The organism is Pseudomonas baltica (assembly GCF_031880315.1).
Classification (GTDB): domain Bacteria; phylum Pseudomonadota; class Gammaproteobacteria; order Pseudomonadales; family Pseudomonadaceae; genus Aquipseudomonas.
Window position 1 is genome coordinate 1,936,633 of the sequence record NZ_CP134771.1, and the last position, 26,418, is coordinate 1,963,050.

22 protein-coding genes and 2 tRNA genes are annotated in these 26,418 nt (G+C 60.6%); 11 read left to right on the forward strand and 13 right to left on the reverse strand.

Annotated features, from left to right (window positions below; all coding sequences use genetic code 11):
• Position 1: 1 nt before the first annotated feature.
• From ybgC to REH34_RS08505, 9 genes are all read right to left on the reverse strand, one after another.
• A complete protein-coding gene (gene ybgC / locus REH34_RS08465; protein WP_311971365.1) occupies positions 2-457 on the reverse strand; it encodes a tol-pal system-associated acyl-CoA thioesterase in 456 nt (151 codons plus the stop codon).
• Between the two features lie 138 nt (positions 458-595).
• Complete coding sequence (ruvB, locus tag REH34_RS08470) at positions 596-1,657, reverse strand: Holliday junction branch migration DNA helicase RuvB (protein ID WP_226505008.1); 1,062 nt, start codon at positions 1,655-1,657, stop codon at positions 596-598.
• Positions 1,658-2,269: a Holliday junction branch migration protein RuvA gene (gene ruvA / locus REH34_RS08475; RefSeq protein WP_311971366.1), complete on the reverse strand. Its 612-nt coding sequence runs from the start codon at positions 2,267-2,269 to the stop codon at positions 1,658-1,660.
• Between the two features lie 129 nt (positions 2,270-2,398).
• A complete protein-coding gene (gene ruvC / locus REH34_RS08480; RefSeq protein ID WP_226505006.1) occupies positions 2,399-2,923 on the reverse strand; it encodes a crossover junction endodeoxyribonuclease RuvC in 525 nt (174 codons plus the stop codon).
• Positions 2,924-3,060: 137 nt separating this feature from the next.
• Positions 3,061-3,807 carry a YebC/PmpR family DNA-binding transcriptional regulator gene (locus REH34_RS08485; RefSeq protein WP_226505005.1) on the reverse strand — a complete coding sequence of 249 codons (747 nt, stop codon included), beginning with the start codon at positions 3,805-3,807 and terminating at the stop codon, positions 3,061-3,063.
• A 170-nt stretch (positions 3,808-3,977) separates the two neighbouring features.
• The gene (aspS, locus tag REH34_RS08490; protein ID WP_226505004.1) at positions 3,978-5,753 is read right to left on the reverse strand and encodes an aspartate--tRNA ligase; all 1,776 of its coding nucleotides are present in this window, start codon (positions 5,751-5,753) and stop codon (positions 3,978-3,980) included.
• 145 nt (positions 5,754-5,898) lie between these two features.
• Positions 5,899-6,120 carry a zinc ribbon domain-containing protein gene (locus REH34_RS08495; RefSeq protein ID WP_226505003.1) on the reverse strand — a complete coding sequence of 74 codons (222 nt, stop codon included), beginning with the start codon at positions 6,118-6,120 and terminating at the stop codon, positions 5,899-5,901.
• 141 nt (positions 6,121-6,261) lie between these two features.
• Positions 6,262-6,618, reverse strand: coding sequence for a ribbon-helix-helix domain-containing protein (locus REH34_RS08500; protein ID WP_226505002.1), 357 nt, complete (start codon positions 6,616-6,618; stop codon positions 6,262-6,264).
• 272 nt (positions 6,619-6,890) lie between these two features.
• Entirely contained in the window at positions 6,891-7,361 is a 471-nt protein-coding gene (locus REH34_RS08505) for a Dps family protein (protein WP_226505001.1), read from the reverse strand.
• Between the two features lie 397 nt (positions 7,362-7,758).
• Between REH34_RS08505 and REH34_RS08510 the strand changes: the two genes are divergently transcribed.
• Positions 7,759-8,361, forward strand: a complete 603-nt coding sequence (locus REH34_RS08510) for a cold-shock protein (RefSeq protein WP_275948752.1) — start codon at positions 7,759-7,761, stop codon at positions 8,359-8,361.
• 68 nt (positions 8,362-8,429) lie between these two features.
• Here REH34_RS08510 and REH34_RS08515 read toward each other — a convergent pair whose 3' ends face one another.
• Together REH34_RS08515 and REH34_RS08520 are read right to left on the reverse strand one after the other, a co-directional pair.
• The gene (locus REH34_RS08515; RefSeq protein ID WP_226505000.1) at positions 8,430-8,636 is read right to left on the reverse strand and encodes a SlyX family protein; all 207 of its coding nucleotides are present in this window, start codon (positions 8,634-8,636) and stop codon (positions 8,430-8,432) included.
• Positions 8,633-9,064: an HIT domain-containing protein gene (locus tag REH34_RS08520; RefSeq protein ID WP_226504999.1), complete on the reverse strand. Its 432-nt coding sequence runs from the start codon at positions 9,062-9,064 to the stop codon at positions 8,633-8,635. Before REH34_RS08520 ends, REH34_RS08515 begins: the two co-directional genes overlap by 4 nt.
• Before the next feature lie 908 nt (positions 9,065-9,972).
• Here REH34_RS08520 and REH34_RS08525 point away from each other — a divergent pair.
• The 4 genes from REH34_RS08525 (at position 9,973) to REH34_RS08540 (ending at position 15,714) form a co-directional block, all read left to right on the forward strand.
• Positions 9,973-11,307, forward strand: a complete 1,335-nt coding sequence (locus tag REH34_RS08525; RefSeq protein WP_311971367.1) for an OprD family porin — start codon at positions 9,973-9,975, stop codon at positions 11,305-11,307.
• Positions 11,308-11,519: 212 nt separating this feature from the next.
• Positions 11,520-12,854: an OprD family porin gene (locus tag REH34_RS08530; protein ID WP_311971368.1), complete on the forward strand. Its 1,335-nt coding sequence runs from the start codon at positions 11,520-11,522 to the stop codon at positions 12,852-12,854.
• Positions 12,855-13,013: 159 nt separating this feature from the next.
• Positions 13,014-14,729, forward strand: a complete 1,716-nt coding sequence (locus tag REH34_RS08535; RefSeq protein ID WP_226504996.1) for a proline--tRNA ligase — start codon at positions 13,014-13,016, stop codon at positions 14,727-14,729.
• Between the two features lie 13 nt (positions 14,730-14,742).
• Positions 14,743-15,714, forward strand: coding sequence for a hypothetical protein (locus REH34_RS08540; protein WP_311971369.1), 972 nt, complete (start codon positions 14,743-14,745; stop codon positions 15,712-15,714).
• 3 nt (positions 15,715-15,717) lie between these two features.
• Here REH34_RS08540 and dinB read toward each other — a convergent pair whose 3' ends face one another.
• Positions 15,718-16,779: a DNA polymerase IV gene (dinB, locus tag REH34_RS08545; protein ID WP_311971370.1), complete on the reverse strand. Its 1,062-nt coding sequence runs from the start codon at positions 16,777-16,779 to the stop codon at positions 15,718-15,720.
• 276 nt (positions 16,780-17,055) lie between these two features.
• On the opposite strand from dinB, the gene REH34_RS08550 reads away from it, so the two are divergent.
• From REH34_RS08550 to REH34_RS08565, 4 genes are all read left to right on the forward strand, one after another.
• Positions 17,056-17,132, forward strand: a tRNA-Met gene (locus tag REH34_RS08550).
• Between the two features lie 123 nt (positions 17,133-17,255).
• Positions 17,256-17,332: transfer RNA gene (locus REH34_RS08555), tRNA-Met, on the forward strand.
• 251 nt (positions 17,333-17,583) lie between these two features.
• Positions 17,584-20,226: a bifunctional lysylphosphatidylglycerol flippase/synthetase MprF gene (mprF, locus tag REH34_RS08560; RefSeq protein ID WP_311971371.1), complete on the forward strand. Its 2,643-nt coding sequence runs from the start codon at positions 17,584-17,586 to the stop codon at positions 20,224-20,226.
• On the forward strand, positions 20,226-21,575 hold the full coding sequence (locus tag REH34_RS08565) for an AcvB/VirJ family lysyl-phosphatidylglycerol hydrolase (protein ID WP_311971372.1): 1,350 nt from the start codon (positions 20,226-20,228) through the stop codon (positions 21,573-21,575). The genes mprF and REH34_RS08565 overlap by 1 nt, the downstream gene beginning before the upstream one ends.
• A 673-nt stretch (positions 21,576-22,248) precedes the next feature.
• On the opposite strand, the gene REH34_RS08570 is transcribed toward REH34_RS08565, so the two are convergent.
• The gene (locus REH34_RS08570; RefSeq protein WP_226504991.1) at positions 22,249-24,147 is read right to left on the reverse strand and encodes a potassium transporter Kup; all 1,899 of its coding nucleotides are present in this window, start codon (positions 24,145-24,147) and stop codon (positions 22,249-22,251) included.
• Between the two features lie 280 nt (positions 24,148-24,427).
• Here REH34_RS08570 and rimO point away from each other — a divergent pair, with 280 nt between their 5' ends.
• A complete protein-coding gene (gene rimO / locus REH34_RS08575; RefSeq protein WP_226504990.1) occupies positions 24,428-25,765 on the forward strand; it encodes a 30S ribosomal protein S12 methylthiotransferase RimO in 1,338 nt (445 codons plus the stop codon).
• A 179-nt stretch (positions 25,766-25,944) separates the two neighbouring features.
• Entirely contained in the window at positions 25,945-26,415 is a 471-nt protein-coding gene (locus tag REH34_RS08580; protein ID WP_226504989.1) for a GNAT family N-acetyltransferase, read from the forward strand.
• Positions 26,416-26,418: the final 3 nt, after the last annotated feature.

Consider the following 26,418-nt stretch of genomic DNA (forward strand, 5'->3'; position numbering starts at 1 on the left):
CTTAATCTCCTGCTGTAATGTGATTACCCGGGCCGCCTGCGTCGGCCAAGGCCGCCCGCAAGGCTTCTGGAATGGCCCGGGGTCTGAAATTGTCGGCGCGCACGCAGGCCACCATTACCTGCCCTTCACAGAGCAGTGTCGCATCCGTTGCCCGCCTGACCTGCTGATGGAATCGCAGGCTGACACGGTTCAATTCGATTACTTCGGCGCTGATGGTCAGTTCGTCGTCCAGGCGCGCTGGCGAGTGATAGCGCGCCTCGCAGGAATGCACCACGAACAGCAGGTTGTCGCCAGCCATCGAGTGCTGGGAAAAGCCCAGTTCCCGCAGCCGTTCGGTGCGAGCCCGCTCCATGAACTTGAGGTAATTGACGTAGTAAACGATGCCGCCCGCATCCGTGTCCTCGTAATAAACGCGACAGCGGTGTGCGAACGACGGAACCCCGTTTTGCGCGCGCATACTCTAGTGCTTACTCCTCAGGTTGCCAATCCGGCCAGGCAACTGTTTTTCATAGAATTAGCGATTGATGCAGGGACATTTCAAGCGCCTGCCCTTCGGACCACCGAAAAGCCGAATAAATCTGTCGGATTCAAGGTTTCATGCCTCATCGAGTGGATCGCCGACGGCGCTCGCATTCAGGTCGCCCAAGCGGCCAGGAATATTCAGGCCAAAGTGCAGATAGGCATGGCGAGTCACCACCCGACCTCGCGGTGTGCGCATGATATAGCCCTGCTGAATGAGATATGGCTCCAGCACGTCTTCGATGGTGTGGCGCTCCTCGCTGATCGCTGCCGCCAGGCTGTCGACACCCACCGGACCACCGTCGAATTTCTCGATCATGGTCAACAGCAGGCGCCGGTCCTGGTGATCGAAACCGCGCTCGTCGACGTCCAGCAGGTTCAGCGCCAGATCGGCGATCGGCTTGGTGATATGGCCCTGCGCACGCACCTCGGCGAAATCGCGCACGCGCCGCAGCAGGCGGTTGGCGATCCGCGGCGTACCGCGCGCACGCCGGGCGATCTCGAAGGCGCCTTCGTCCTCGATGGGCAAGCCCAGAATCTTCGCCGAGCGAATCACGATGGTCGCCAGATCGGCCGTGCTGTAGAACTCCAGGCGCTGAACGATCCCAAAACGATCGCGCAGCGGATTGGTGAGCATGCCGGCGCGAGTGGTGGCACCGACCAGGGTGAAAGGTGGCAGATCGAGCTTGATGGAGCGCGCTGCGGGGCCTTCGCCAATCATGATGTCGAGCTGGAAGTCCTCCATGGCCGGGTACAGTACTTCTTCGACAATCGGCGACAGACGATGGATTTCATCGATGAACAGCACATCGTGGGGCTCGAGATTGGTCAACATCGCCGCCAGGTCGCCTGGACGTTCCAGCACGGGCCCTGAGGTGCTCTTGATCGAGACGCCCATTTCCTGGGCGATGATGTTGGCCAGGGTAGTCTTGCCCAATCCGGGCGGACCGAAGATCAGGGTGTGGTCGAGGGATTCGTTGCGCCCGCGGGCTGCCTGGATGAACAGCTCCATCTGCTCGCGCACGGTCGGCTGGCCGATATAGTCGGCCAGGCTCAGCGGACGAATCGCGCGGTCCTGCTGCTCTTCGCGATCACGGCCGCTGGGAGCGGCGGTGATCAATCGGTCGGCTTCAATCACTTAGATCATTCCCTTCAGCGCACGCCTGATCAGATCTTCACTGCTCAGGCCCTTCTCTTTGATGGCCGACACGGCCTTGCTCGCTTCCTGCGGCTTGTAACCCAGCGAGATCAGCGCGCTGACCGCGTCGTTCTCAGCCGTTGCCACCGGCACACTGCTGCCTTGGGGCCCATCGGACACCAGCTGGAACATGCTCGGCACGGTTTCCCAGGCCTTGAAGCGGTCCTTGAGTTCCACCAGCAAGCGCTCGGCGGTCTTTTTGCCGACGCCGGGGATCTTCACCAGCGCCGAGGTATCCTGCGCCTGGACGCAGCGTACCAGCTCATCGACATCCAGGCCGGACATCAAGGCCAATGCCAGCTTGGGCCCGACGCCGTTCAGGCGGATCAACTCGCGAAACAGTTCGCGTTCGCGGCGCTCGAAAAAACCGTAGAGTAACTGAGCATCCTCGCGCACCACCAGATGGGTATGCAGGGTCACCGGCTGGCCGACGGGCGGCAGACGGTAAAGCGTAGTCATGGGCACTTCGAGCTCATAGCCGAGACCGTTGACATCGATAATCAGGTGCGGCGGCTGTTTTTCAGCGAGGGTGCCGCGCAAGCGTCCAATCACGTTTGTTCAATCCTGTTGGAGGATGCTTTCAAATACCAAGCGCAACGGTTAGAGCCGGCTGCCACAAGGCGATCATCATTGCAGGGATACGAGCGCCTGCAATTGAAAATTTGTTAATCGATGATGCTATCAGAGCCGTAGACGTCCGCCGCGGCTGCGTGCGCCGCTCAAGCCGTGAGGGATCAGGCTGGAGCGGGTATGCGCGTGGCACAAGGCGATCGCCAGGGCGTCGGAGGCATCGATCTGCGGTTTTTGCGTGAGTTTGAGCAGGTGCATGACCATCATCTGCACGGCTTCTTTGTTCGCCCCGCCACTGCCGGTGATCGCCTGCTTGACCTGGGTGGCCGAATACTCGGCGATCTCCAGCCCTTCTTCAGCCGCCGCGACAATCGCCGCACCGCGGGCCTGACCGAGCTTGAGCGCGGAATCGGCATTGCGCGCCATGAAGACCTTTTCGATACCCATGGTCACCGGGCCATGCAGCTGGATCACCTCGCGCACGCTGCGGTAGACGATCTGCAAGCGTTGATGCAGCTCGCCACTGCCGGTACGGATACAGCCCGAGGCGATGTATTCGCAGCCACGGCCGATGTCGCGCACGACCCCATAGCCGGTGATGCGCGAACCGGGGTCGATGCCAAGAATTAATGTCATAAAGCTCGCAGCATGATGGAACGGTCGGTTAGACCCTTGAGAAGACAAAAGCCGCCGCGGTGCGGCGCTTGATCGGCGCCGAACCTTGACGGCTCGCATGATACTCGCTGGCGGCTTTCAATACCTGCCCAAAGGCCTCAGCCCAGCTGTTCCATGACCGCTTCGCTGATATCGGCATTGGAATAGACGTTCTGCACGTCATCCAGGTCTTCAAGCATATCGATCAGCTTGATGATCTTTTCCGCGCCCTCGACATCCAGCTCGGCGCTGGTGGTCGGCAGCATGACGATTTCCGCGTCGCTCGCTTTGAAACCTGCGGCTTCCAGCGCGTGGCCCACGGCATAGAAGCTGGCGAACGAGGTGAACACATCGACGGACCCGTCGGGGTTGCTGACCACGTCATCGGCATCGGCCTCCATGGCCGCTTCCATCAGCGCATCTTCATCGACACCGGCGGCGAAGGACAGCTGCCCCTTGCGATCGAACAGGTAGGCCACCGAACCGTCGGTGCCCAGGTTGCCGCCGCATTTGCTGAAGGCATGACGCACGGCCGCCGCAGTGCGGTTGCGGTTGTCGGTCATGCACTCGACCATCACCGCTACGCCGCCTGGGCCGTAGCCTTCGTAACTGAGCTCTTCGACGTCATCGCTGCCCGCCGCACCCGTACCCCGAGCAACCGCACGGTCGATGATGTCGCGGCTCATGTTGGCGCCCAGAGCCTTGTCGAGCGCCAGCCGCAAGCGCGGGTTGGAGCCCGGATCGCCACCGCCAGCACGCGCGGCAACCGTCAGCTCACGGATCCACTTGGTGAAGATCTTGCCTCTCTTGGCATCCTGACGCTCTTTGCGGTGCTTGATGTTCGCCCACTTGGAATGACCTGCCATAACGCAAACTCCGAATTCTGCTTGTGACATTCGCGGTGCCGGGCACCACACGACGGTAGATGTAGCGAGGGGGCTTGGCCCCGATGGCGGCATATCAGTCGCCTTGGGGTGGCTGATGTACTGCTATCGGGGGCAAGCCCCCTCGCTACCGGGTGGGACGATCGCCGTCCTTATTCTGCCTTGGTCTGCTCGCGCAGACGGATATGCAGCTCGCGCAGTTGCTTGGCGTCCACCAGACCAGGGGCCTGGGTCATGACATCGGCAGCGCTCTGGGTTTTCGGGAAGGCGATGACTTCGCGAATCGACTGCGCACCGGTCATCAGCATCACCAGACGGTCAAGGCCGAAGGCCAGGCCACCATGGGGTGGCGCACCGTACTTGAGCGCGTCGAGCAGGAAGCCGAACTTCTCTTCCTGTTCTTCAGGCGAGATACCCAGCAGACGGAACACCGCCTGTTGCATTTCCTTGCGGTGAATACGGATCGAACCACCGCCGAGCTCGGTGCCGTTGAGCACCATGTCGTAGGCACGGGACAGCGCGCCTGCCGGGTTGGCTTCGAGCTCGGCCGGGCTGCACTTGGGTGCGGTGAACGGGTGGTGCAAGGCGCTGAAGCTGCCGTCTTCGTTCTCTTCGAACATCGGGAAGTCGACGACCCACATCGGCGCCCACTCGCAGGTCAGCAGCTTGAGGTCGTGACCCAGCTTGATCCGCAGCGCGCCGAGGGCCTCGCTGACGATCTTGGCCTTGTCGGCGCCGAAGAAGACGATGTCGCCATCGACCGCACCGACGCGATCGAGGATCACGTTGAGGTTGGCTTCAGGGATGTTCTTGACGATCGGCGACTGCAAGCCGTCGACGCCCTTGGCGCGCTCGTTGACCTTGATGTACGCCAGGCCACGGGCGCCGTAGATGCCGACGAACTTGGTGTAGTCGTCGATCTGCTTGCGCGGCATGCTCGCCCCGCCCGGGACGCGCAAGGCGGCCACACGGCATTTCGGGTCGTTGGCCGGGCCGCTGAAGACCTTGAATTCCACCTCGGTGAGCTGGTCGTTGACGTCGACCAGTTCCAGCGGGTTGCGCAGGTCGGGCTTGTCCGAACCGTAGCGACGCATGGCTTCTTCGAAAGTCATGTGCGGGAATTCGCCGAATTCCAGATCCAGCACTTCCTTGAACAGGTTGCGGATCATTTTTTCGGTCAGGCCCATGATCTCTTTTTCATCGAGGAAGCTGGTCTCGATGTCGATCTGGGTGAATTCCGGCTGACGGTCGGCGCGCAGGTCTTCGTCGCGAAAGCACTTGGCGATCTGGTAGTAGCGGTCGAAGCCGGCGACCATCAGCAGTTGCTTGAACAGCTGAGGCGATTGCGGCAGGGCAAAGAAGCTGCCGGGATGGGTGCGGCTCGGGACCAGATAGTCACGGGCGCCCTCAGGCGTGGCGCGGGTGAGGATCGGTGTCTCGACGTCGAGGAAGCCGTTTTCATCGAGGAAGCGGCGGATGCTGGTGGTCATGCGCGAGCGCAGACGCAGCTTTTCGGCCATTTCCGGGCGACGCAGGTCCAGGAAGCGATAACGCAGGCGAGTTTCTTCGCCGACGTCGGAATATTCATTGAGCGGGAACGGCGGGGTTTCCGACTCGTTCAGCACTTCGAGGGAGTAGCCCAGCACTTCGATGGCGCCCGAAGCCATGTTCGGGTTGACCGCGCCTTGCGGACGCAGGCGCACCTTGCCGGTCACCTTGACCACGTATTCGCTGCGCACACGGTCGGCGACGGCGAAAGTGTCGGCGCGATCGGGGTCGAAGACCACCTGAGCCAGGCCTTCACGGTCACGAATATCGAGGAAGATGACCCCGCCATGGTCGCGACGACGGTGGACCCAGCCGCATAGGGTAATTTCCTGACCTTCCAGGCTCTCGTTCAGTTGGCCGCAATAATGGCTGCGCATCATGATGGTGGTTTCACTTCCAGTAATTCGAATTTCAGCCAGCGCTTAGCAAGGCGCAGGCAGATGTAGACGCAATAGTGCAAGACCCGGCGGGCCCAGGCAACCCGTGCAGCCCGACGGCTGCGGGTGATCCGGGCCCGGGAGCGGGCTATTCGGCCTTGTCGCCGCCGGCCAGGTTCTTTTTCGCGCCGGTCTTGAAGTCTGTCTCGTACCAGCCGGAACCGCTGAGGCGGAAACCGGGCATGGACAGCATCTTCTTGAGCTCGGGCGCGGCGCAGGCCGGGCAATCGGTCAGCGGCGCGGCGCTGATTTTCTGAATGACTTCCATCTGGTGACCACAGGAAGCGCATTGATAGTCATACATGGGCATTGGGACGTCTCTCAAGCAAAAACCGCGGCGCGCATAGGGCACGGCGCGGAGCGCAGTGCGGGCGCCGCGCGGCAAAGCGCGGGATTATATCCGGATAATGATGGCGGGTGCAGCCATGCACCGCAACCGCCATCGATTCCATCATGCCCGGGCGATCGCCGCCTCCAGCGAACCTTCCCGAAAGCCGTTCTGCAGATGCACCACGCAGACCACTCGCACCAGGCCGCTGAAGTTCTTCACCCCGCCGTAGCGCAGATGCACTTCGCGGTCGATATAAGAGAGCAACGCATTGATGGAACACGCATTGGCCCGCGCAATGGTGGCCAGCACGTTCCAGTACACCGACTCGAGGCGCAGGCAGGTCGCAAAGCCGTTGAGCCGCACGGATTTGGATTGCGGTTGCGCCAGGGTCATATTGAAACTGTCGACGAAAGGATCGACTGCCGGTCGCCCGCAGGCGATACCACGCTTTCTCGCTGAAGTTGATTCCTTGTCCATAAAAGCACTTCCTTGAGCTTTCTCCCGACAGGCGCCGCGATGCACAGCGCCTGCTCCCGGGCTTCATCAAGCCCGATCAGGCACAGCGCTCGCTATCGGCGAAGGCATCTAAGGATGTAGGAAGAGTCGCTATGGACGTAGGAATTTGCAGCCCCAACCCTGTGGGAGCGAGCTCTGCCAGCGAACGCATGTATCAGTCTCTACATCAGCGACCGACAGTTCGCTTTCGCGGGCAGAGCACGCCGGCACAGCGGGAAGCGCAGGCTTCGTGATCAGCCTTCGAGCAGCGAACGCAGCATCCAGCCGGCCTTTTCGTGCACTTGCATGCGCTGGGTCAGCAGGTCGGCGGTCGGCTCATCGCTGACCTTGTCGAGCAACGGGAACAGGCTGCGAGCGGTTCGCGTCACCGCTTCCTGGCCTTCGACCAGTTTGCGGATCATTTCTTCGGCGCTCGGCACGCCTTCGTCTTCCTTGATCGACGACAGCCGCGCGTAAGTCGAATAAGTGCCAGGGGCAGGGAAACCCAAGGCGCGGATGCGCTCGGCGATGGAGTCGACCGCCAGCGCCAGCTCTGTGTACTGCTCCTCGAACATCAGGTGCAGGGTGCGGAACATCGGCCCGGTCACGTTCCAGTGAAAATTGTGGGTCTTGAGGTAAAGCACGTAGGTGTCAGACAACAGCCGCGACAAACCGTCAACGATGGATTTGCGGTCTTGTTCGCTGATACCGATATCAATGGCCATGAAAATCCCCTTTCAATGAATGGCTTTCACCTGATCTGGTGTGCGCGCCACTCTAGCAACAGCCGCGCTGGCGCGCATCCCCGGGGCTGATTTGCGCATCCTTTTGTCCCGTCCTCGCCCCTTCAAGCCAGGGTCCGAGGATGCCTCGCACATATCTTGAAACCACCTATCCGACAAATAGCCGGATTACGTAACCGCTTGATTTGAGAAGACCTCACCTTTGCTGTTAAATAGGTCGGTGCACCTGAGTCGCTTCCGGGCCCTCGTTTTCAGGGCTCTTGTTTTCAGCGCTCGGGTGCCTTGGCTGATCTCTCCCCTTGCTGTCGCTTCTTCTATTCATGGGCGTTGGGTGCGACATCAGCTCTTCCTCGTGATCCGCCTGAGTGAGTCAATCGACATGTTGAAAATCGTTCACCTACTGACCGGGGCCGCCGCTTTGCTGCTGTCCTTCATTCCCAGCCTGCGCGCCGAAGCGCTTCCCTACCTTTCCCAACCTGATGCTATCTACCTGGCCTTTTTCGGCCTGCTCAATCTTCTGATCGCCCCCGTTGTGCCGCAATGGCACAGAGGCACCCGCCAGCAACTGCAAATCGTTGCCAGCGCGCTGCTGATCCTCGCCGTGGTCCTGCAGACCATCACCCTGCTTGCACCGTTGCCGATGCTGGCGGGTCAGCCGGCTATCCTGCTCAGCCTGTTGTGCGCCGTGGCAGCCGTTGCCCTGCATCTGGGCGCAAGCTTCTACCGTGCTCGCACGCCTGCCCCGGCAGTCAACTACGACATGACCAACCGCGATACCGGCACGGTGAAGTGGTTCAACACCTCCAAGGGCTTCGGGTTCATCTCCCGGGACTCGGGTGATGACATCTTCGTGCACTTTCGCGCTATCCGCGGTGAAGGTCACCGCGTACTGGTCGAAGGCCAGCGCGTGGAGTTCTCGGTGATGAACCGCGACAAGGGCCTGCAAGCCGAAGACGTGATCGCGGCCTCGCCTCGCCGCTGATCCGCAGCTGTAAAAAAACCGCGAAGCCTGTACGGGTTCGCGGTTTTTTTTCGCCTGTCGTCAGCGAATCAGTAATGCGGCGGAGGCGCTTCCTGCTGGCCTGGCTCGAACTGCCCGGCCGATTCTTCCTGACGCTTGATCAAGGCCGCCATCCGCGCCTGTAGCCGCTCAATGTCACGCTGCTGCTTGATCAGCTCATCGCTGAGTGACTGGATGGTGTCATCCTGAAACGCCAGGCGGCTTTCCAGATCGTTTACCCGGCTTTCCAGGCTCATGAGGCATCACCTGCCAGGGTCAAGCCGGCCAGTTGCAAAGCCTGCACTCGGGACCTGATCTCCTCTACCTGAGCCGCACTGTAAGGCACGGCCGCTACTTTGCCCCATACTGGACTCGGCCAGGCGGTATCGGTCTTGAAGCGCACAATCACATGCATGTGCAATTGCGCGACGACATTGCCCAACGCGCCGATATTCATCTTGTCGGCGGAGTAACTCTGGTGCAGCGCCGCCGCCAGCGTGGAGGTCTCCTGCCACAGCTGTTGTTGCTGTTCGGCACTCAACTCGAACACTTCGCTGATATCAGCCTGGCGCGGCACGAGAATGAACCACGGGTAGTTGGCATCGTTGCTGAGCAACAAACGGCACAGCGGAAAATCACCCAGCAAAAGGGTGTCTTGTTGCAGACGGGCATCGAGAGAAAACACTGCAGGATCTCCAAGGCAGCAGGAATTGCCTGGCCCGATGATCGAAATCGAGCCGCTGCGCGCAGGATACGCTCGATTGGCTCGGGGATCACCGTTCTTGCCGATGCTCCATTTTGGCCCCACGTGCACCCGCACATGAACCGCTTCTGTCTCGCCGCCCGGCAATGCCCCGTTATCGCCCGCAGTTACCAATTTTCGCACCGTTACCGAACACGATTGGAAAACTGCTGACCCGAAAACGCTTATAACGGCCAGCGATAGCATTAGAAGTGAATTTTCAAGAGGCACGCACCGCTCTAGCTCAAGCATAAAATGGAATAACCATACTAGTTGCGAAAAGCCAGACCTCGAGTAACATCAGCCCGCCCAGTGCTACTTTTCGCACCATTAAAGAACAACCTGAGCGATGGCAGTGCGCCATGTTGACAATCCGCGACTATTTTCAGCGGCCGCCCGGTAACAAAACCGTAAGCTTGCTAAAGGTATGCTTAGATGAAATGCACGCTTGTGGAAAATTCGAAAGCCGGGGACAGCCCCATTTTACGGGGGTTCCGAGCGGAAAATTAAAAAAAGTGAAAATTTTGTTGGCGGCTGGTACGTTTGTGCACGCTTGTTGCTAAGACTTATTAGACGAGAACATCAAAGGGTTTAAGGACCGTTTGAAGGTTCCAGGCAAACGGACAGGCTGAAGGCGCCGCTTTTATTGTAATGGGCGACACGAAAAGCGTCTTTTGCGACATTGAGGATTGTAATTGCGACATTAAGATAAAAAGTCCAACACATCCTGCTTCATAAAGATTATTGAATTGGGCCGGAATGGCGAGTCGCCTTCCGACACGAAAAAAGAACTAGTCGTTACCTATATAAAGACGGCAGTTCCCTGACTAAAACCAAAGGAGCAATCATCGATGAAAGTCATGAAGTGGAGCGCAATCGCTCTCGCAGTTACCGCCGCAAGCACCCAACTGGTCTTCGCCGCACCGTTCGTGTCCGACCAGGCCACTGCGAAGGGCTTTATCGAAGATAGCACCGCGACCGTTCTGCTGCGCAGCATCTATTGGAACCAGGACAACAAGGGTTACCACAACCGCGACAACAAAGATTGGACCACTGCGGCACTGGGTAACTTCAGCTCGGGCTACACTACTGGCACCATCGGTGTCGGCTTTGACGCCTTCGCCTATGGCGCTTACGCGATCAATTCCAAAGGCGGCGGCACGGGCAACATTTCTGCCGATGCTGACGGCGATCACGACACTGGCGGCAAAGCCGGCGGCGCAGTGAAGTTCCGCATCTCCAAAACCGAACTGAAAATCGGCGACATGTCGCCAAGCACTAGCCCGGTATTCGCTGTCGGTGGCTCGCGCATCATGCCGCAAACCGCGAGCGGTGTGAGCTTGCAGAGCAGTGAAATCAAAGGTCTGGACGTTGAACTGGGTCACTATACCTCGTCGACCTCTTCGGCTTCGACCAACCGTGACGGCGGCCTCTATGCCACCTACGCTGGTGCACAAACCGACGCAGTCAATTTCGGCGGTGGTCGTTACGCCGTCAACGATCAACTGACCGTTGGCGCCTACATGTCGCAGTTCCATGACATCTGGAACCAGTACTACGGCAACGTGAACTACGTTCTGCCAATCACTGGCGACCAGTCGATGACCTTCGACTTCAACTACTACAACACTCAGGATTCGGGCCAGGCCAAGGCCGGCGACATCAACAACAATACGTTCTCCCTGGCGGCAGCGTATTCGTTCTTGACCGCCCATACGGTCACCTTGGGCTTCCAAAAGGTCAACGGCAGCACGCCTTTTGACTATATCGGCGTGGGTGATAACAAAGGCGGCGGCGGCGGCGACTCAATTTTCCTGGCCAACTCCATTCAGGTTTCCGACTTCAACAGCCCTGGCGAACGCTCGTTCAAACTGCAATATGACCTGGCAATGGCCACCTACGGCGTTCCTGGCCTGTCCTTCATGGCCCGTTATGTCTACGGCGATAATATCCATGCAGCCACCCTCGGCAGTGTCTACAACTCCGACGGCACCAGCGGCTTCAACAGCAGTGGTGCTACCCACAACGAGACTAACGTAGAAGCCAAGTACGTGGTCCAGGAAGGCCCTGCTAAAAACCTGTCGTTCCGTACTCGCCTGGCTTGGCATAACGCCAGCGGCGGTCAGGTAGACGGCGACGGCAACAACTTCCGTCTGATCGTCGACTACCCAATCACCATTCTGTAAAGAATGCGCTGACCCAGTAGTCTCTTGAAGCCCGGCCATCGCGCCGGGCTTTTTCATGCACGCGCGCGACGAACGGCCCGCCCCTTGCATATCCCGCCTCGCACCATCTCTCGAACCAAGTCGGAATGCCGAGTCGCTATCCGGCAACGCAACACTGGCCGCTACCTATAGAAGGACGGCAGATCCAGACTCACTCAAAGGAGCAATCACCGATGAAAGTACCAAAGTGGAGCGCAATCGCGTTCGCCGTCACAGCAGCGTCCAGCCAATTGGCCTCGGCCGCTGCTTTTGTAAGCGATCAGGCAGACGCCAAGGGCTTCGTTGAAGACAGCACCTTGAACCTGCTGCTGCGCAACTACTACTTCAACCGCAACACCCTCGGCGGCGGCAATGACCCCCGCGACTGGACGCAAAGCTTCCAAGGCGTGTTCAGCTCGGGCTTCACCCAAGGCACCGTAGGTTTTGGCGTCGATGCATTCGGCTACGCCACCTACAAGCTGGACGGCGGCGACGGTCACACCGGTTCGGGCAACCTGCCGGCTGGCGACGGCCAATATGGTAAAGCCGGGGTTGATGCCAAAGTGCGCGTCTCCAAGACACAGTTGACCATTGGCGACATGCAGCCCACCACCAGCCCGGTATTCGCCGTCGGCGGTAGCCGCATCGTTCCGCAAACCGCAACCGGCATCCAGATTCAAAGCAGCGAAATCAACGGCCTGGACCTGGAAGGGGGTCATTTCACCTCCACCACCAGCGGCACCAGCACTGCCCGTGGCGGCAACCTGGGGTCGGCCTACACCAGCATCTCGGCCGACTCGATCGACTATATCGGCGGCCACTACGCCGCCACCGACGCCTTCACGTTTGGCCTCTATGCATCAAAACTCGAAGATATCTGGAAGCAGTACTACGCCAACGCCAACTACGTGCTGACGTTGCCCTCCGACCAATCGGTAACGTTCGATTTCAACTACTACAAGACCAAGGATGACGGCTCGGCGAAACTGGGCGATATAGACAACAACACCTTCTCCCTGGGCGCCGCCTACACCTTCCTGACCGCACACACCGTGACCCTCGGCTTCCAGAAGGTCAACGGTGACACGCCGTTCGACTACATCGGTGTTGGCGGTCGCAAGGACAACGGCGATGGCATGGCCTTCGGCGACTCGATCTTCCTCGCCAACTCCGTCCAATACTCTGACTTCAACGGCCCGGGCGAGCGCTCGTGGAAAGCCCAATACGGCCTGGACCTGGCGACCTACGGGGTTCCCGGCCTCAGCTTCATGACCCGTTACGTGTACGGCGATCATATCAATGCAGTGGCCTCCGACAGCGCCTATACCAGCTATGGTTTTTCCAGTACCTCTGATGACGCTAGCCATCACGAATGGGATCTGGAGGCCAAGTACGTCGTACAGACCGGGCCGGTCAAGAACATGTCGTTTCGCATGCGCCAGGCATGGCACCGTTCGAGTGGCGGCCAGGCCGACGGCAGCGTCGACGAGTTCCGCCTGATGGTGGATTACCCTATCTCGATCCTGTAATCGAGGTGTCCGAAACGCCTGTAACACCCGAGAAAGCCCGGCCCGCGCCGGGCTTTCTCCATTCAGCCGGCGCGACAAACGCCCTGCCCTGTACGTCTCCAGACCAGCACCGTACAATGCCCGCCTTACATAAAATTCAGCAACAGACAACGGCCTACCATGCGCACCAGTCAATATTTGCTCGCCACCCTCAAAGAAAACCCTTCCGATGCAGTGGTTATCAGCCACCAGCTGATGCTGCGCGCCGGGATGATTCGCAAACTCGCGTCGGGCCTCTACACCTGGCTGCCGATGGGGCTGCGCGTGATGCGCAAGGTCGAGCGCATCGTGCGCGAGGAAATGGACGCCGCCGGCGCCCTCGAAGTGTTGATGCCTGGCATCCAGCCCGCCGAGCTGTGGCAGGAATCGGGCCGCTGGGAGCAATACGGCCCCGAGCTGCTGCGCCTCAAGGATCGTCACGGTCGCGAATTCTGCGCCGGCCCGACCCACGAAGAGGTGATCACCGACATCGCCCGCAATGAATTGAGCAGCTATAAACAGTTGCCGATCAACCTGTACCAGATCCAGACCAAATTCCGCGACGAGATTCGCCCACGCTTCGGTGTGATGCGCGCCCGCGAGTTCATCATGAAGGACGCCTACTCCTTCCACGCCGATCAGCCGTCGCTGCAGGTCACCTATGACCGCATGCACCAGGCCTATTGCAACGTGTTCACCCGCCTAGGCTTGAAATTCCGTCCAGTAGAAGCCGACAACGGCTCGATCGGTGGCGCCGGCTCCCATGAGTTCCACGTGCTGGCCGAGTCCGGTGAAGATGACATTGCCTTCAGCGATGGCTCCGACTACGCCGCCAACATCGAAAAAGCCGAGGCCGTGCCACGGGAAACCGTACGCCCTGCCCCGAGCGAAGAACTGCGCCTGGTCGACACCCCCGATGCGAAAACCATCGCCGCCTTGGTCGAAGGCTACAACCTGGCCATCGAGAAAACCGTCAAGACGCTGATCGTGCGTGCCGCCGAAGAAGGCAAGCTGATCGCCCTGGTGATCCGTGGCGACCACGAGCTCAACGAAATCAAGGCAGGCAACCATCCGCTGGTCGCCAGCCCGCTAGTTATGGCCACCGATGCCGAGCTGCGTAATGCCATCGGCGCAGGCGCGGGCTCCCTGGGCCCGCTGAACCTGCCCCTGCCGTGCATCATCGATCGCTCGGTGCAGTTCATGAGCGACTTCGGTATCGGCGCCAACATCGACGACAAGCACTACTTCGGCGTCAACTGGGAGCGCGACCTGCCGCTGCCGGAAGTGGCCGACCTGCGCAATGTCGTCGACGGCGACCCGAGCCCGGACGGCAAAGGCACCCTGAGCATCAAGCGCGGTATCGAAGTCGGGCATATCTTCCAGCTCGGCACCAAGTACAGCGAAGCGCTCAAGTGCCAGGTGCTGGGCGAAAACGGCAAGCCTGTGACACTGGCCATGGGTTGCTACGGTATCGGCGTTTCGCGCGTGGTGGCAGCCGCCATCGAGCAGAACAACGACGCCGGCGGCATCATCTGGAGCGACGCCCTGGCACCATTCCAGATCGCCCTGGTACCACTGCGCTACGAAACCGAACAGGTCCGCGAGGCCACCGACAAGCTTTACGCCGAGCTGACCGCCGCCGGTTTCGACGTGCTGCTGGATGACCGCGACAAGAAGACCAGCCCCGGCATCAAGTTCGCCGACATGGAGCTGATCGGTATCCCGCACCGCATCGTGGTCAGCGACCGCGGCCTGGCCGAAGGCAATCTGGAATACAAGGGCCGTACCGACAGCGAGCCTCAGGCGCTGGCCGTTGCCGACGTGCTCGAGTTCATCCAGGCTCGCGTGGGCCGCTGACGGCAGACCGATCATGGACAAACCAAAGCCCCTGGCGGCCAGCCCTGTACTGCCGCTAGCGCTTAAAGGCGCCGCCTTGTGCGGCGCTTTGTTCCTCGCTGGCTGCGCCAACCACATGTCGCCGCGCAACGAACACGAGGAACGTGTAGAGCGCAAATTGCTCGAGCACAGCGTGCAGATCGACGTCGGCGAACCAACGACTCTCGACGAGCCGCAGCGCCGTGTGCGCGTCAACGAACACCGGACTTTCGAAGTCACCGAGTTCGAAGTCACCCGCAACTATGACCGCTATACCCCCTATCAACCTTGGCGCAAAGTCTACGAGATCCCGCTGGGGGCCGTCGCCGTGGTGGGTGGTGTGGGCGCCAACGTGGTCAATATCTTCGCGTTGGGCCGCCTGCCCGACAGCGTGACCCACGACTGGATCACCGATGGTCTGGCCGGCCTCAATCCGGCGATGAACATGCCCTCCAGCGGTCGCGCCGAACAGAACCTGGCCAGCGTCAAGGAAGTGCAGAAGGACAAACACCGGGAGGTCATCAGCCTGCCGTGGAGCAACCGCCCGGTAGACGTGACTGCAGGTAGCCACCTGTACTCGCTCACTACCGACCGTGAGGGGGTGGTGCGGGTCAATCTGCTCGACAGCCCGTTCGCCGACAACAGCCTGCGCAACGTCGCACGCCTGCAATTCAGCGCCAAGGACGACGACGACCATACCCATGGCGAGGCGTCCCTGGACCTGAGCAATGATTTGCGAAGCAAACTGGTGGAAGCGCGTGGGCTGATTTTCGACGATCTGGAGGACGACGAAGTTAGCCAGTGGGTGCATCGCGTCAAGCGTCTGTCGGAGCTGGGTTTCGAGGCCGAGGCGGCTGATCTGGAGCAAAGCCTGATCGAGCTGACGCGCAACGACCCGGAACTGCAGCACGATTTTCTTCGGGCCTTGGCCCGCGCTGGCCGCCATGTGACGGTACCGAATCACTGACGCTCAGGAACTGAACAGCTCCAGCTGTTCATGGGCGCCGCGCAGGTCGAGCAGGCGCACACCGATGCCCAGCAGACGCACCGGCTTGCCGCCGCGCGCGAATGCCTGAGTCAGCAACTGCTGATAGCTGTCGAGGTCGCGGCCGGCGCCCGCCTGCTCCAGGGTGGTCTGGGTGAAATCGTGGAACTTGACCTTGACGAAAGGCTTGCCGGGGCGATAGCTGCTGTCGATCCGCGCCATCCGCCCTTCGAGCGTTGCCATCAGCTCCGGCAGCTTGTCCAGGCAACTGGCCAAATCTGGCAAGTCCTTGTCGTAGGTGTTTTCCACACTCACTGACTGACGCCGGCTGTCGTTCTGCACCGGGCGCTCATCGATGCCCCACGCCAGACTATAAAGGCGTTCGCCGAAACTGCCGAACTCGCGCACCAGTTTGAGCTTGCTCCACTGCCGCAGATCCAGGCAGCGCTCGATGCCTTGGCGTTGCAGCTTGTCAGCGGTGACCTTACCGACCCCGTGCAACTTGCTGACCGACAGGTCGGCGACAAAATCCTCGACCTCCCCCGGGGTAATCACGAACAGTCCATCGGGCTTGCGCCAATCGCTGGCAATCTTGGCGAGAAACTTGTTCGGCGCCACCCCGGCCGACACGGTGATATGCAGGCGCTTGGAAACCTTGCGGCGAATATCCTGGGCGATACGCGTGGCGCTGCCGGCAAAATGGGCGCAATCGGACACGTCCAGATAGGCTTCATCCAGCGACAAGGGTTCGATGAGGTCGGTGTATTCGCGAAATATGGTGTGAATCTCGCGGGAGGCTTCTTTATAGGCATCCATGCGCGGCTTGACGATCAGCAGGTCCGCGCAGAGCTTGAGGGCATGTCGCGATGACATCGCTGAGCGCACACCGTAGGCACGCGCTTCGTAATTGCACGTAGCGATTACCCCCCGGCGCTCGGCTGAGCCGCCGACAGCCAACGGCTTGCCCGCCAATTGCGGGTCATCGCGCATTTCGATGGCGGCATAAAAACAGTCGCAATCGACGTGGATGATTTTGCGTTGGGTCATGGTCGAGTGGAGCTCTGCCCTGGAAAACCGTGTGAACTGGTATTTTGTACAGTATCGCATCGACAGCTGAATGCCGCATCTGTTGTGGGAAGATTCCTTGGTGAGCGGCCACCCAATTTATTTTATCAATCGAAAATAGTCCTTCGATAGGTCTCAAACCCCCGCCCCTGCTGCTCTGGAAGCCCTTCTTAGCTCGCTAAGCGATTGAACGAAAAGAATTTTCTGAAAATCATCGTTTGACAAGGCAGCGCGTCCCTGTAGAATCAACTCCACAGACGCGGGATGGAGCAGTCTGGTAGCTCGTCGGGCTCATAACCCGAAGGTCGTCGGTTCAAATCCGGCTCCCGCAACCAAACATCAAAGAAGGCCACTTGAAAAAGTGGCCTTTTTTGTATCTGCCTCTTTTGTCTTTTTTCAGTTTTATCAAATAGATCCTTGACACGCAGTCGAGAATCTATAGAATGCGCATCCACAGACGCGGGATGGAGCAGTCTGGTAGCTCGTCGGGCTCATAACCCGAAGGTCGTCGGTTCAAATCCGGCTCCCGCAACCAAACGTCGAAGAAGGCCACTTGAGAGAGTGGCCTTTTTTGTGCGCGCTAAAAAAACTGACATTTCAATCCCTTAGACTATCGTCAATGTCACCAGCGCTGGCCCAATCGTGAAACTTCCTCTAAAGCTTCGCACGGGTTCGCCGCTAAATGGTCGTACGGGTTAACATTGGAATTACACTTTTTTTTCAGATGGACAGGTAAAAAAGACTGGATTGGCTGAATCCCGTCGTCCAGCGTCCACGAGGTTTTTGATGCGCCCCGACTCACAGGAAGTTGACACCAGCAGTGCTCCCGTCCACCCCGTAGATCCTCGACGCCTGCGCTGGCTGGAACTGCTGAGCCGCTATCGGCAGCCGATCGGGTTGACGGTGACGCTGTTGTTGTTCGGTATTGCGTTGATAGCGTGTTGGCATTTGTTGTTCGAGATGGATATATACGCCCTGCACGACTCGGTGTTGAGCACGCCGCGCTCTTCGCTGGCAGGCGCGTTGGCCGCGACGGTGGTCGGCTTTATCGTGTTGCTGGGCTACGAATGGTCCGCGAGCCGATACGCCGGCGCCGATCTCAAACCGGCGACGCTGGCATTGGGCGGCTTCACCGCCTTCGCCATCGGTAACGCCATCGGCTTGTCGCTGCTGTCTGGTGGCTCCGTGCGCTACCGCCTTTATTCACGCAAAGGCATGGGCGCTACCGAAGTCGCGCGCATGACTCTGTTCGCCAGCCTTTCTCTGGGTTGTGCGCTGCCGCCACTGGCGGCCCTCGCGACGCTGAGCGATTTGCCCGCTGCTGCGACTGCCCTCGGGCTTTCGGAAGGCCTGCTTGGGAGCGTCGCCTGCGCCGTCCTGCTGTTGTTCGCCGCCTTGGCCATCGGCATCTACCGTCGGCGCCTGCCAGAACAACCCATCGCCAACAATCTGCTGGTCCGCGTCGGGCGCCGTACCTTGCGCTTGCCAACCCTGCGCCTGACCCTGCTGCAATTGGTGATCACCGCCCTCGACGTGGCAGCCGCCGCGACCGTGCTGTATTTGCTGTTGCCCGAAACACCGCCGTTCGGCGCCTTCCTGCTGGTGTACCTGCTGGCCCTGGCAGCTGGGGTGCTGAGCCACGTGCCCGGCGGCGTCGGGGTGTTCGAAGCCATCTTGCTGGCCGCGTTCGCCGATCAGATAGGCGCGGCGCCCCTGGCAGCGGCCCTGTTGCTGTACCGCATCATCTATGTGGTACTGCCGTTGCTGGTCGCCTGCGTGATGCTGCTGATCAACGAAGGTCGACGCTTCTTCTTTGCCCAACAAGCCATTCGCGTGGCCTCCGGGCTGGCGGCGCCGGTGCTCGCACTGCTGGTGTTCCTGTCTGGCGTGGTGCTGCTGTTTTCTGGCGCAACCCCTGAAATCGACACCCGTCTGGAGCATATGGGCTTTCTCCTCCCCCATCGGCTTATCGACGCCTCGCACTTCGGCGCCAGCCTGATCGGCGTGCTCTGCCTACTGCTGGCTCAGGGCCTGCGTCGACGCCTGTCGGCGGCGTGGATGCTGACCACCATTCTGCTGCTGGTCGGCGCGCTGTTGTCGCTGCTCAAGGGTTTCGATTGGGAGGAAGCGACCATGCTGACCCTCACCGCCGCCTTGCTGGCCGTGTTCCGCCGCTCCTTCTATCGCCCTAGCCGCTTGCTGGAGGTGCCGTTCTCGGGCGTGTGGCTGGTATCGAGTGCCTGCGTGGTGGCGTCTTCGATCTGGCTGCTGTTCTTCGCTTATCAGGACGTGCCCTACAACAACCAGTTGTGGTGGCAGTTCACCCTGGATGCCGATGCGCCCCGTGGCTTGCGCTCGGCTCTGGGCAGCGCGGTGCTGTTGATCATCGTCGCCCTGACCTGGCTGTTGCGCACGGCGCGGCCTACCATCCATTTGCCGACCCCGGAAGAACTCGAGCGCGCCGCCCGTATCCTCGCGCATTCCAGCCAGCCGGACGGTGGCCTGGCCCTGACCGGTGACAAGGCACTGCTGTTCCACCCTAACGACAAGGCGTTCATCATGTACGCCCGGCGCGGTCGCAGCCTGGTGGCGCTCTATGATCCAATCGGCCCGACTCAGCCACGGGCAGAGATGATCTGGCAGTTCCGTGACCTGTGCGACCTGCACCACGCCCGGCCGGTGTTCTACCAGGTGCGCGCCGAGAACCTGCCCTTCTATATGGATATCGGCCTGACTGCCATCAAGCTCGGCGAAGAAGCCCGCGTCAACTTGCACACCTTCGACCTCGAAGCCAAGGGCAAGGAGATGAAGGACCTGCGCTACACCTGGAACCGCGGCACCCGCGACGGCCTGTCGCTGGAAGTCTACGAACCTGGCACCGCTCCGCTGGATGAACTAAAAATCATCTCGGACGCCTGGTTATCAGGTAAGAATGTGCGCGAAAAAGGCTTCTCCCTAGGCCGGTTCAGCGCCGACTACCTCAAGCATTTCCGTATTGTCATCGTCCATTTCGAAGGCAAGCCGGTGGCCTTCGCCAACCTGCTCGAAACCGATCGCCGCGACCTGGCCAGCCTGGACCTGATGCGCGCGCATCCTGAGGCGCCGAAGCTCACCATGGAGTTCATGATGGTCGGCTTGATCCAGCACTACAAAGCCAAGGAATATGCGCGTTTCAGCCTGGGGATGGTGCCTTTGTCCGGCTTGCAAACGCGGCGTGGCGCCCCGCTGACCCAGCGTCTGGGTTCGATGGTGTTTCAACGCGGCGAGCAACTGTATAACTTCCAGGGGCTGCGTCGCTTCAAAGACAAGTTCCAGCCTGACTGGGAACCTCGTTACATGGCCGTGCCCGCAGGACTCGATCCGATGGTGGCATTGGCTGATACTGCCGCCCTGATCGCGGGCGGCTTGACTGGATTGGTGAAACGCTGATGATTCGACGTTACGGGCGAGCAGTTCTCGTCACGCTGGTAGTATTGATCCTCGCGCTGGCGGGCGGTTACTGGCTCTGGAACCGCCCTGCCCCGGCGGCCCATGTGGAGCAAATCGCCCTGAGCGACGGCAGCAAGGCGGCATTGGTGACCCCGGGCACGCGCATCAAGTCGCGAGTGGCACTGGCGGTTCCAGCCGAGCAAATGCTCAATGACAACCAGTTGCTGGACCTGAGCCAGTCCGGCTCGGCGCAGATCCTCCAGATCGTCCTGCCCAAGGACGATTGCACTCTGCAGGCCCAGGCATTGCAAGCCGGCCTGAAGAAGCTCGATGGCGCACCTGACGTGGTCAGCGGCATCGGCCCTGGTGCGACCCTGGCGTGGCAATGGCTGGCCAGCCAGAACAACGACAAGGCCCAGGCCATCTCGGTGGACTTCACCATCGAGCATGCCGAGGAACCGGACCCGGACGCGCCGAAGCCAGCCGTGCCGCCGCCGCCCTTCGAGCCCAAATGCAAGACGCCACTGATCAAGTCCGCACCCCACGGCAAATGGACCGTGGCCTGGAATGACAACCCGGACGACGTCGCCGCAGCCTTCGTGCGCGACCAGCCCAACGCTCAGACCAGCATCAGTGACTACGATGTAAACCTGCCACAGGTGATGAAGAATTCGCTGGCTGACGTCCTGGTCGGGCAATCCGCTGGTCAGTTGAAGATTCCAGTGGTGGAGGTGCCTGCGGGGCAATCCTCCGACACCGTGACGCTGTTCCTGTCCGGTGACGGTGGCTGGCGCGATCTGGACCGCGACGTAGCAGGCGAAATGGCCAAGCTCGGCTACCCGGTGGTGGGTATCGACACGCTGCGCTACTACTGGCAGCACAAGAGCCCGGAGGAAACCGCCTACGACCTCGCTCAGCTGATGCACTTCTACCGTCAGAAATGGGGCACCAAGCGTTTCATCCTGGCCGGCTATTCATTTGGCGCCGACGTGTTGCCAGCGGTCTACAATCGCCTGCTGCCCGAAGACCAGAGCCACATCGATGGCGTGATCCTGCTGGCCTTCGCCCGTAGCGGCAGCTTCGAGATCGCAGTCGAAGGTTGGCTCGGCGCTGCTGGCAAGGAGGCACCTACCGGGCCGGAAATGGCCAAGCTGCCTGCTGCCAAGGTGCTCTGTGTGTACGGCAAGGAAGAGGCAGACGAGACCGGCTGCACCGAGGCCACCGCCCCGGGTACCAAGCTGGAGCTGCCTGGCGGTCATCACTTCGACGAGAACTACCCGGCACTGGCCAAGCGCCTGACGGATGCGATCGACAAGTTCCAGGGTAAGGAAGACACTGCTCAGAAGTGATTTTTCGGTGGTGATGAATAGCCCGAGTTCTTTATGAATTCGGGCTTTTTTGTTGGTGGTGAGGGGGCTGGGGATTGGGGTGCGGCTCTGCTTGCGCTCCAGCCTGGGCGGCGCCCCACATTGGCCCCTCGCTGACGCTCGGGGTTCCCGCGTTCCGGCTTCTGAATCGGTGGCACGCCGCGAATCGCCCTCCATGGCTCAACGCGGCTTCCCCGGCATCCATGCCGGGGAGCCACCGATTCAGAAGCCTCCACGCGGCCTGCTGGAGGGGCGCCGCCCAGGCTGAAGCGCAAGCAGAGCCCGTCGGAAGTCGAGGCGCCACCGCTAACGCTTTTAAAAGCTCGATAACGCCGCAAGTATCACTGTTCTGCTTTCGAGTCGGCCTTGGGGTTGCGGCCCCCTTCCAGCAGGCCGCGCTTCGACGTGCTGGCGAGGGGATAGCCGGCATGGATGCCGGCTAAGCCCCGTTGGGCCACGGAAGGCCCATCGGGGCGTGCCCCTCGCCAGTGCGTCGAAGTGCGGGAACCCTGAGCCAAAGCGAAGGGCCAATGGCGGGGGCCGCGACCCCAAGGCCGGCTCGAAAGCAGAACCACCCCGATCCAAAGTGCTCCGCCAACGACCGATCAACCAAAAGCCGACCTGCGAAATGCCCTCAAACCCGCACCAGCAACCATCACATCTCTACCTGGGTCCCCAACTCGATCACACGATTAAGCGGCAGATTGAAGAAGCGCAAATTACCATTGGCGTTCTTCAACATGAACGCAAACAACGCCTCGCGCCATCTAGCCATGCCAACGATCTTCGAAGCGATCACCGTCTCGCGACTCAGGAAGTAGGTCGTACGCATAGGGCTGAAATCCAGCTCATCCAGATGACACAGGGCCAGCGCGCCAGGCACATCGGTCTCGTCCATGAAGCCGAAATGCAGGATCACCCGGAAAAAGCCTTCGCCGTAGCTTTCCACCTCGACCCGGCGCTCGGCACTGACCCGCGGCGTGTCTTCGTTGAGTACCGTCAGCAGTACCACTTGCTCGTGCAACACCTGGTTATGCAGCAAATTATGCAGCAGCGCATGGGGCACCGCGTCGGAGCGTGCAGTCAGGAACACCGCGGTGCCCTGCACTCGGTGCGGCGGTTGCACGCGGATACTGCCGATAAAGATCGGTAGTGGCAGCGCGCCCTCGTCGAGGCGCTCGACCAGCAGCTGTTTGCCGCGCTTCCAAGTGGTCATGAGGATGAACAGCACGGTGCCGGCCAGTACCGGGAAGGCGCCGCCTTGGACGATCTTCGGCACGTTGGCGGCGAAAAACAGGCCATCCACCAGCAAAAAGCCGATCAACACCGGCACCGCCAGCAACGGTGGCCATTTCCACAGCAGCAACATGACCGCCGAGACCAGAATCGTGGTCATCAGCATGGTCCCGGTGACTGCAACGCCGTACGCCGAGGCCAGCGCACCGGAGGACTCGAAGCCCACCACCAGCAGGATCACACCGACCATCAGCGACCAATTGACCGCACCAATGTAGATCTGCCCCTCTTCTGCGCTCGAGGTGTGCTGAATGTACATGCGCGGGATATAGCCGAGCTGGATGGCCTGGCGCGTGAGCGAGAAGGCACCGGAAATCACCGCCTGGGAGGCGATGACTGTGGCCAGGGTCGACAGCGCCACCAAGGGAATCAATGCCCAGCTAGGTGCCAGCAGGTAGAAGGGGTTGCGTGCCGTCTCCGGATCGGACAGCAGCAAACCGCCCTGGCCGAAGTAGTTAAGCACCAGCGCCGGCAGCACCAGGATGAACCAGGCACGGGCGATCGGCTGGCGGCCGAAGTGGCCCATGTCGGCGTACAGCGCCTCGGCACCGGTCAATGCCAGTACCACGGCGCCAAGAATCGCCACGCCCATGCCAGGGTGGACCACGAAGAAGCGCACCGCCCACATCGGGTTGAGCGCCTTGATCACCTCGGGGTTCTGCACGATGCCATACAGGCCCAGCGCGCCCAGCACCAGAAACCACAGCACCATGACCGGGCCGAACAGCTTGCCGATACGCGCCGTACCACGGCTCTGGATCAGGAACAGCGCCACCAGCACCACCAGCGACAAGGGCACGACCCAATGCTCGATGCCATCGAAGGCCAGTTCCAGGCCCTCGATCGCCGAGAGCACCGACACGGCCGGGGTAATCATGCTGTCGCCATAGAACAGCGCCGCGCCCACCAGCCCGCACACCACCAGCAATGCCCGCAGGCGCCGGTGGTTGGCGGCGGCACGGGAGGCCAGCGCCGTCAGCGCCATGATCCCGCCCTCGCCCTGGTTGTCGGCGCGCAACACGAACAGCATGTATTTGATCGAGACCACCCAGATGAGCGACCAGAAGATCAGCGACAGGATGCCCAACACGCCATCATGGTTGACGGGAACCCCGTAACCTCCGGAAAACACCTCACGCAGGGTGTACAACGGGCTGGTACCAATGTCGCCATAGACCACGCCCACGGCCGCCACCAACATACCCACCGCACCGGGGCGAGAATGCCCGGTGCCCGCCTGACTGTTTGCCTGAACCATCAACCACTCCTGAAACCTGTACCTGGGCCCGCGAAAACTTTGAGGATCGGCGCACTTTTGTGCGCATCGGGTCCCGATTCTTAGCTGCTCATCACCGCGTGACCGAGCACAACGCCGCGAAGCATAGCGCAGCACTCGTCGCATTTCCCTCTATAAAGCTGGTCAAGCGCCTTGGCCATGGATAGAATTGCGCACTTTTTGATCAAGAGGCGTCTACAGCGCCCGCCTGGCCGCTTGCGTGTGGCCGTTCAGATATCAAGATTCAATACCGAGGTTAGCCATGTCCACCGTCCCTTCGTCAGCCGCCCCCAAGGTCGGTTTCGTTTCTCTGGGTTGCCCCAAGGCCCTGGTAGATTCCGAGCGCATCCTGACTCAACTGCGCATGGAAGGCTACGAAGTGGTGGCGACCTATCAGGACGCCGATGTGGTAGTGGTCAACACCTGCGGTTTCATTGACAGCGCCAAGGCTGAATCGTTGGAAGTGATCGGCGAAGCCCTGGCCGAAAACGGCCGTGTGATCGTCACCGGCTGCATGGGCGTGGAAGAAAGCGCCATTCGCAATGTGCACCCCAGCGTATTGTCGGTGACCGGCCCTCAGCAGTACGAGCAGGTCGTCAATGCCGTGCACGACGTCGTTCCGCCGCGCCAGGATCACAACCCGCTGATCGATTTGGTGCCCCCGCAAGGCATCAAGCTGACCCCGCGTCATTACGCCTACCTGAAGATTTCCGAAGGCTGCAACCATAGCTGCAGCTTCTGCATCATCCCGTCGATGCGCGGCAAACTGGTGAGCCGCCCGGTGGGCGACGTGCTGAGCGAGGCCGAGCGCCTGGTCAAAGCAGGCGTCAAGGAGCTGCTGGTGATCTCCCAGGACACTAGCGCCTACGGCGTGGACGTCAAGTACAAGACCGACTTCTGGAATGGCCAGCCGGTCAAGACCCGCATGCTCGAGCTGTGCCAGGCACTCAGCAGCCTGGGCGTGTGGGTGCGCCTGCACTACGTCTATCCGTACCCCAACGTCGATGACGTGATTCCGCTGATGGCCGCCGGCAAGATCCTGCCGTATCTGGACATCCCGTTTCAGCACGCCAGCCCCAAAGTGCTCAAGCTGATGAAACGCCCGGCCTTCGAAGACAAGACCCTGGCGCGCATCAAGAACTGGCGCGAGCAGTGCCCGGATCTGGTCATCCGTTCGACCTTCATCGTTGGTTTCCCGGGCGAGACCGAAGAAGACTTCCAGTACCTGCTCGACTGGCTAACCGAAGCACAGCTCGACCGCGTCGGCTGCTTCCAGTACTCGCCGGTCGAAGGCGCGCCGGCCAACCTGCTGGACGCGGCCGTAGTGCCTGACGACGTCAAGCAGGATCGCTGGGACCGCTTCATGGCGCACCAGCAAGCCATCAGCGCGGCACGCCTGCAGATGAAGATCGGCAAGGAAATCGAAGTGCTGATCGATGAAGTCGACGAGCAAGGCGCAGTCGGCCGCTGCTTCTTCGACGCCCCGGAAATCGACGGCAACGTGTTCATCGAAAGCGATGGCAGCATCAAGCCTGGCGACAAGATCTGGTGTCGGGTGACCGATGCCGATGAATATGATCTGTGGGCTACTCCACTGTAATCATCGCCAATCATACTGGCCTCTTCGCGAGCAAGCTTTGCTCCCACCGGGTTGTTCTCCCTACCGGAGTTCACCCAGTGAGCACAAAGCTTGCTCGCGAAGACGGTAGTGGCGATGACAAAAATCCTTCCTGCCCACTATAGTTACCCATGGACTGCCCCGTCATGGAGACTGCCGCAATGCCTAACGAACCCACCATCGTCACACCCCACCAAAGCGACTATCCCGAGCTGACCAAAGTGTGGGAGTCATCGGTGCGGGCCACGCACAAGTTTCTGCCCGACGACTACATCCGCGAGCTGCGGACCCTGGTGCTTGAACACTACCTGGACGCCGTCATGCTGATCTGCATACGCGATCCGCAGCAGCGCATCATGGGATTTGCCGGCGTGGCCGCTGGCAAGGTGGAAATGCTCTTCGTCGCCCCTCGCCATCGCGGCCAGGGTGTGGGCAAGCAACTGCTCACTTATGCCATCGAACACCTTAATGCTGATCTGATCGACGTCAACGAGCAGAATGCCCAGGCCGTGGGCTTCTATTTCAAACAGGGTTTCGAAGTGATCGGCCGCTGCGAGCAGGACGGTCTGGGGCATCCCTACCCATTGCTGCACTTGCGCCTGGCCGCGCGGCAGAGCGTACGCAGTGCTTGAGCG

Coding starts and splice junctions, on each gene's coding strand:
- ybgC (WP_311971365.1), bottom strand. CDS start 457: ATGCGCGCGCAAAACGGGGTTCCGTCGTTCGCACACCGCTGTCGCGTT.
- ruvC (WP_226505006.1), bottom strand. CDS start 2,923: ATGACATTAATTCTTGGCATCGACCCCGGTTCGCGCATCACCGGCTAT.
- REH34_RS08485 (WP_226505005.1), bottom strand. CDS start 3,807: ATGGCAGGTCATTCCAAGTGGGCGAACATCAAGCACCGCAAAGAGCGT.
- aspS (WP_226505004.1), bottom strand. CDS start 5,753: ATGATGCGCAGCCATTATTGCGGCCAACTGAACGAGAGCCTGGAAGGT.
- REH34_RS08495 (WP_226505003.1), bottom strand. CDS start 6,120: ATGCCCATGTATGACTATCAATGCGCTTCCTGTGGTCACCAGATGGAA.
- REH34_RS08500 (WP_226505002.1), bottom strand. CDS start 6,618: ATGGACAAGGAATCAACTTCAGCGAGAAAGCGTGGTATCGCCTGCGGG.
- REH34_RS08505 (WP_226505001.1), bottom strand. CDS start 7,361: ATGGCCATTGATATCGGTATCAGCGAACAAGACCGCAAATCCATCGTT.
- REH34_RS08510 (WP_275948752.1), top strand. CDS start 7,759: ATGTTGAAAATCGTTCACCTACTGACCGGGGCCGCCGCTTTGCTGCTG.
- REH34_RS08515 (WP_226505000.1), bottom strand. CDS start 8,636: ATGAGCCTGGAAAGCCGGGTAAACGATCTGGAAAGCCGCCTGGCGTTT.
- REH34_RS08525 (WP_311971367.1), top strand. CDS start 9,973: ATGAAAGTCATGAAGTGGAGCGCAATCGCTCTCGCAGTTACCGCCGCA.
- REH34_RS08530 (WP_311971368.1), top strand. CDS start 11,520: ATGAAAGTACCAAAGTGGAGCGCAATCGCGTTCGCCGTCACAGCAGCG.
- REH34_RS08535 (WP_226504996.1), top strand. CDS start 13,014: ATGCGCACCAGTCAATATTTGCTCGCCACCCTCAAAGAAAACCCTTCC.
- REH34_RS08540 (WP_311971369.1), top strand. CDS start 14,743: ATGGACAAACCAAAGCCCCTGGCGGCCAGCCCTGTACTGCCGCTAGCG.
- dinB (WP_311971370.1), bottom strand. CDS start 16,779: ATGACCCAACGCAAAATCATCCACGTCGATTGCGACTGTTTTTATGCC.
- mprF (WP_311971371.1), top strand. CDS start 17,584: ATGCGCCCCGACTCACAGGAAGTTGACACCAGCAGTGCTCCCGTCCAC.
- REH34_RS08565 (WP_311971372.1), top strand. CDS start 20,226: ATGATTCGACGTTACGGGCGAGCAGTTCTCGTCACGCTGGTAGTATTG.
- REH34_RS08570 (WP_226504991.1), bottom strand. CDS start 24,147: ATGGTTCAGGCAAACAGTCAGGCGGGCACCGGGCATTCTCGCCCCGGT.
- rimO (WP_226504990.1), top strand. CDS start 24,428: ATGTCCACCGTCCCTTCGTCAGCCGCCCCCAAGGTCGGTTTCGTTTCT.
- REH34_RS08580 (WP_226504989.1), top strand. CDS start 25,945: ATGCCTAACGAACCCACCATCGTCACACCCCACCAAAGCGACTATCCC.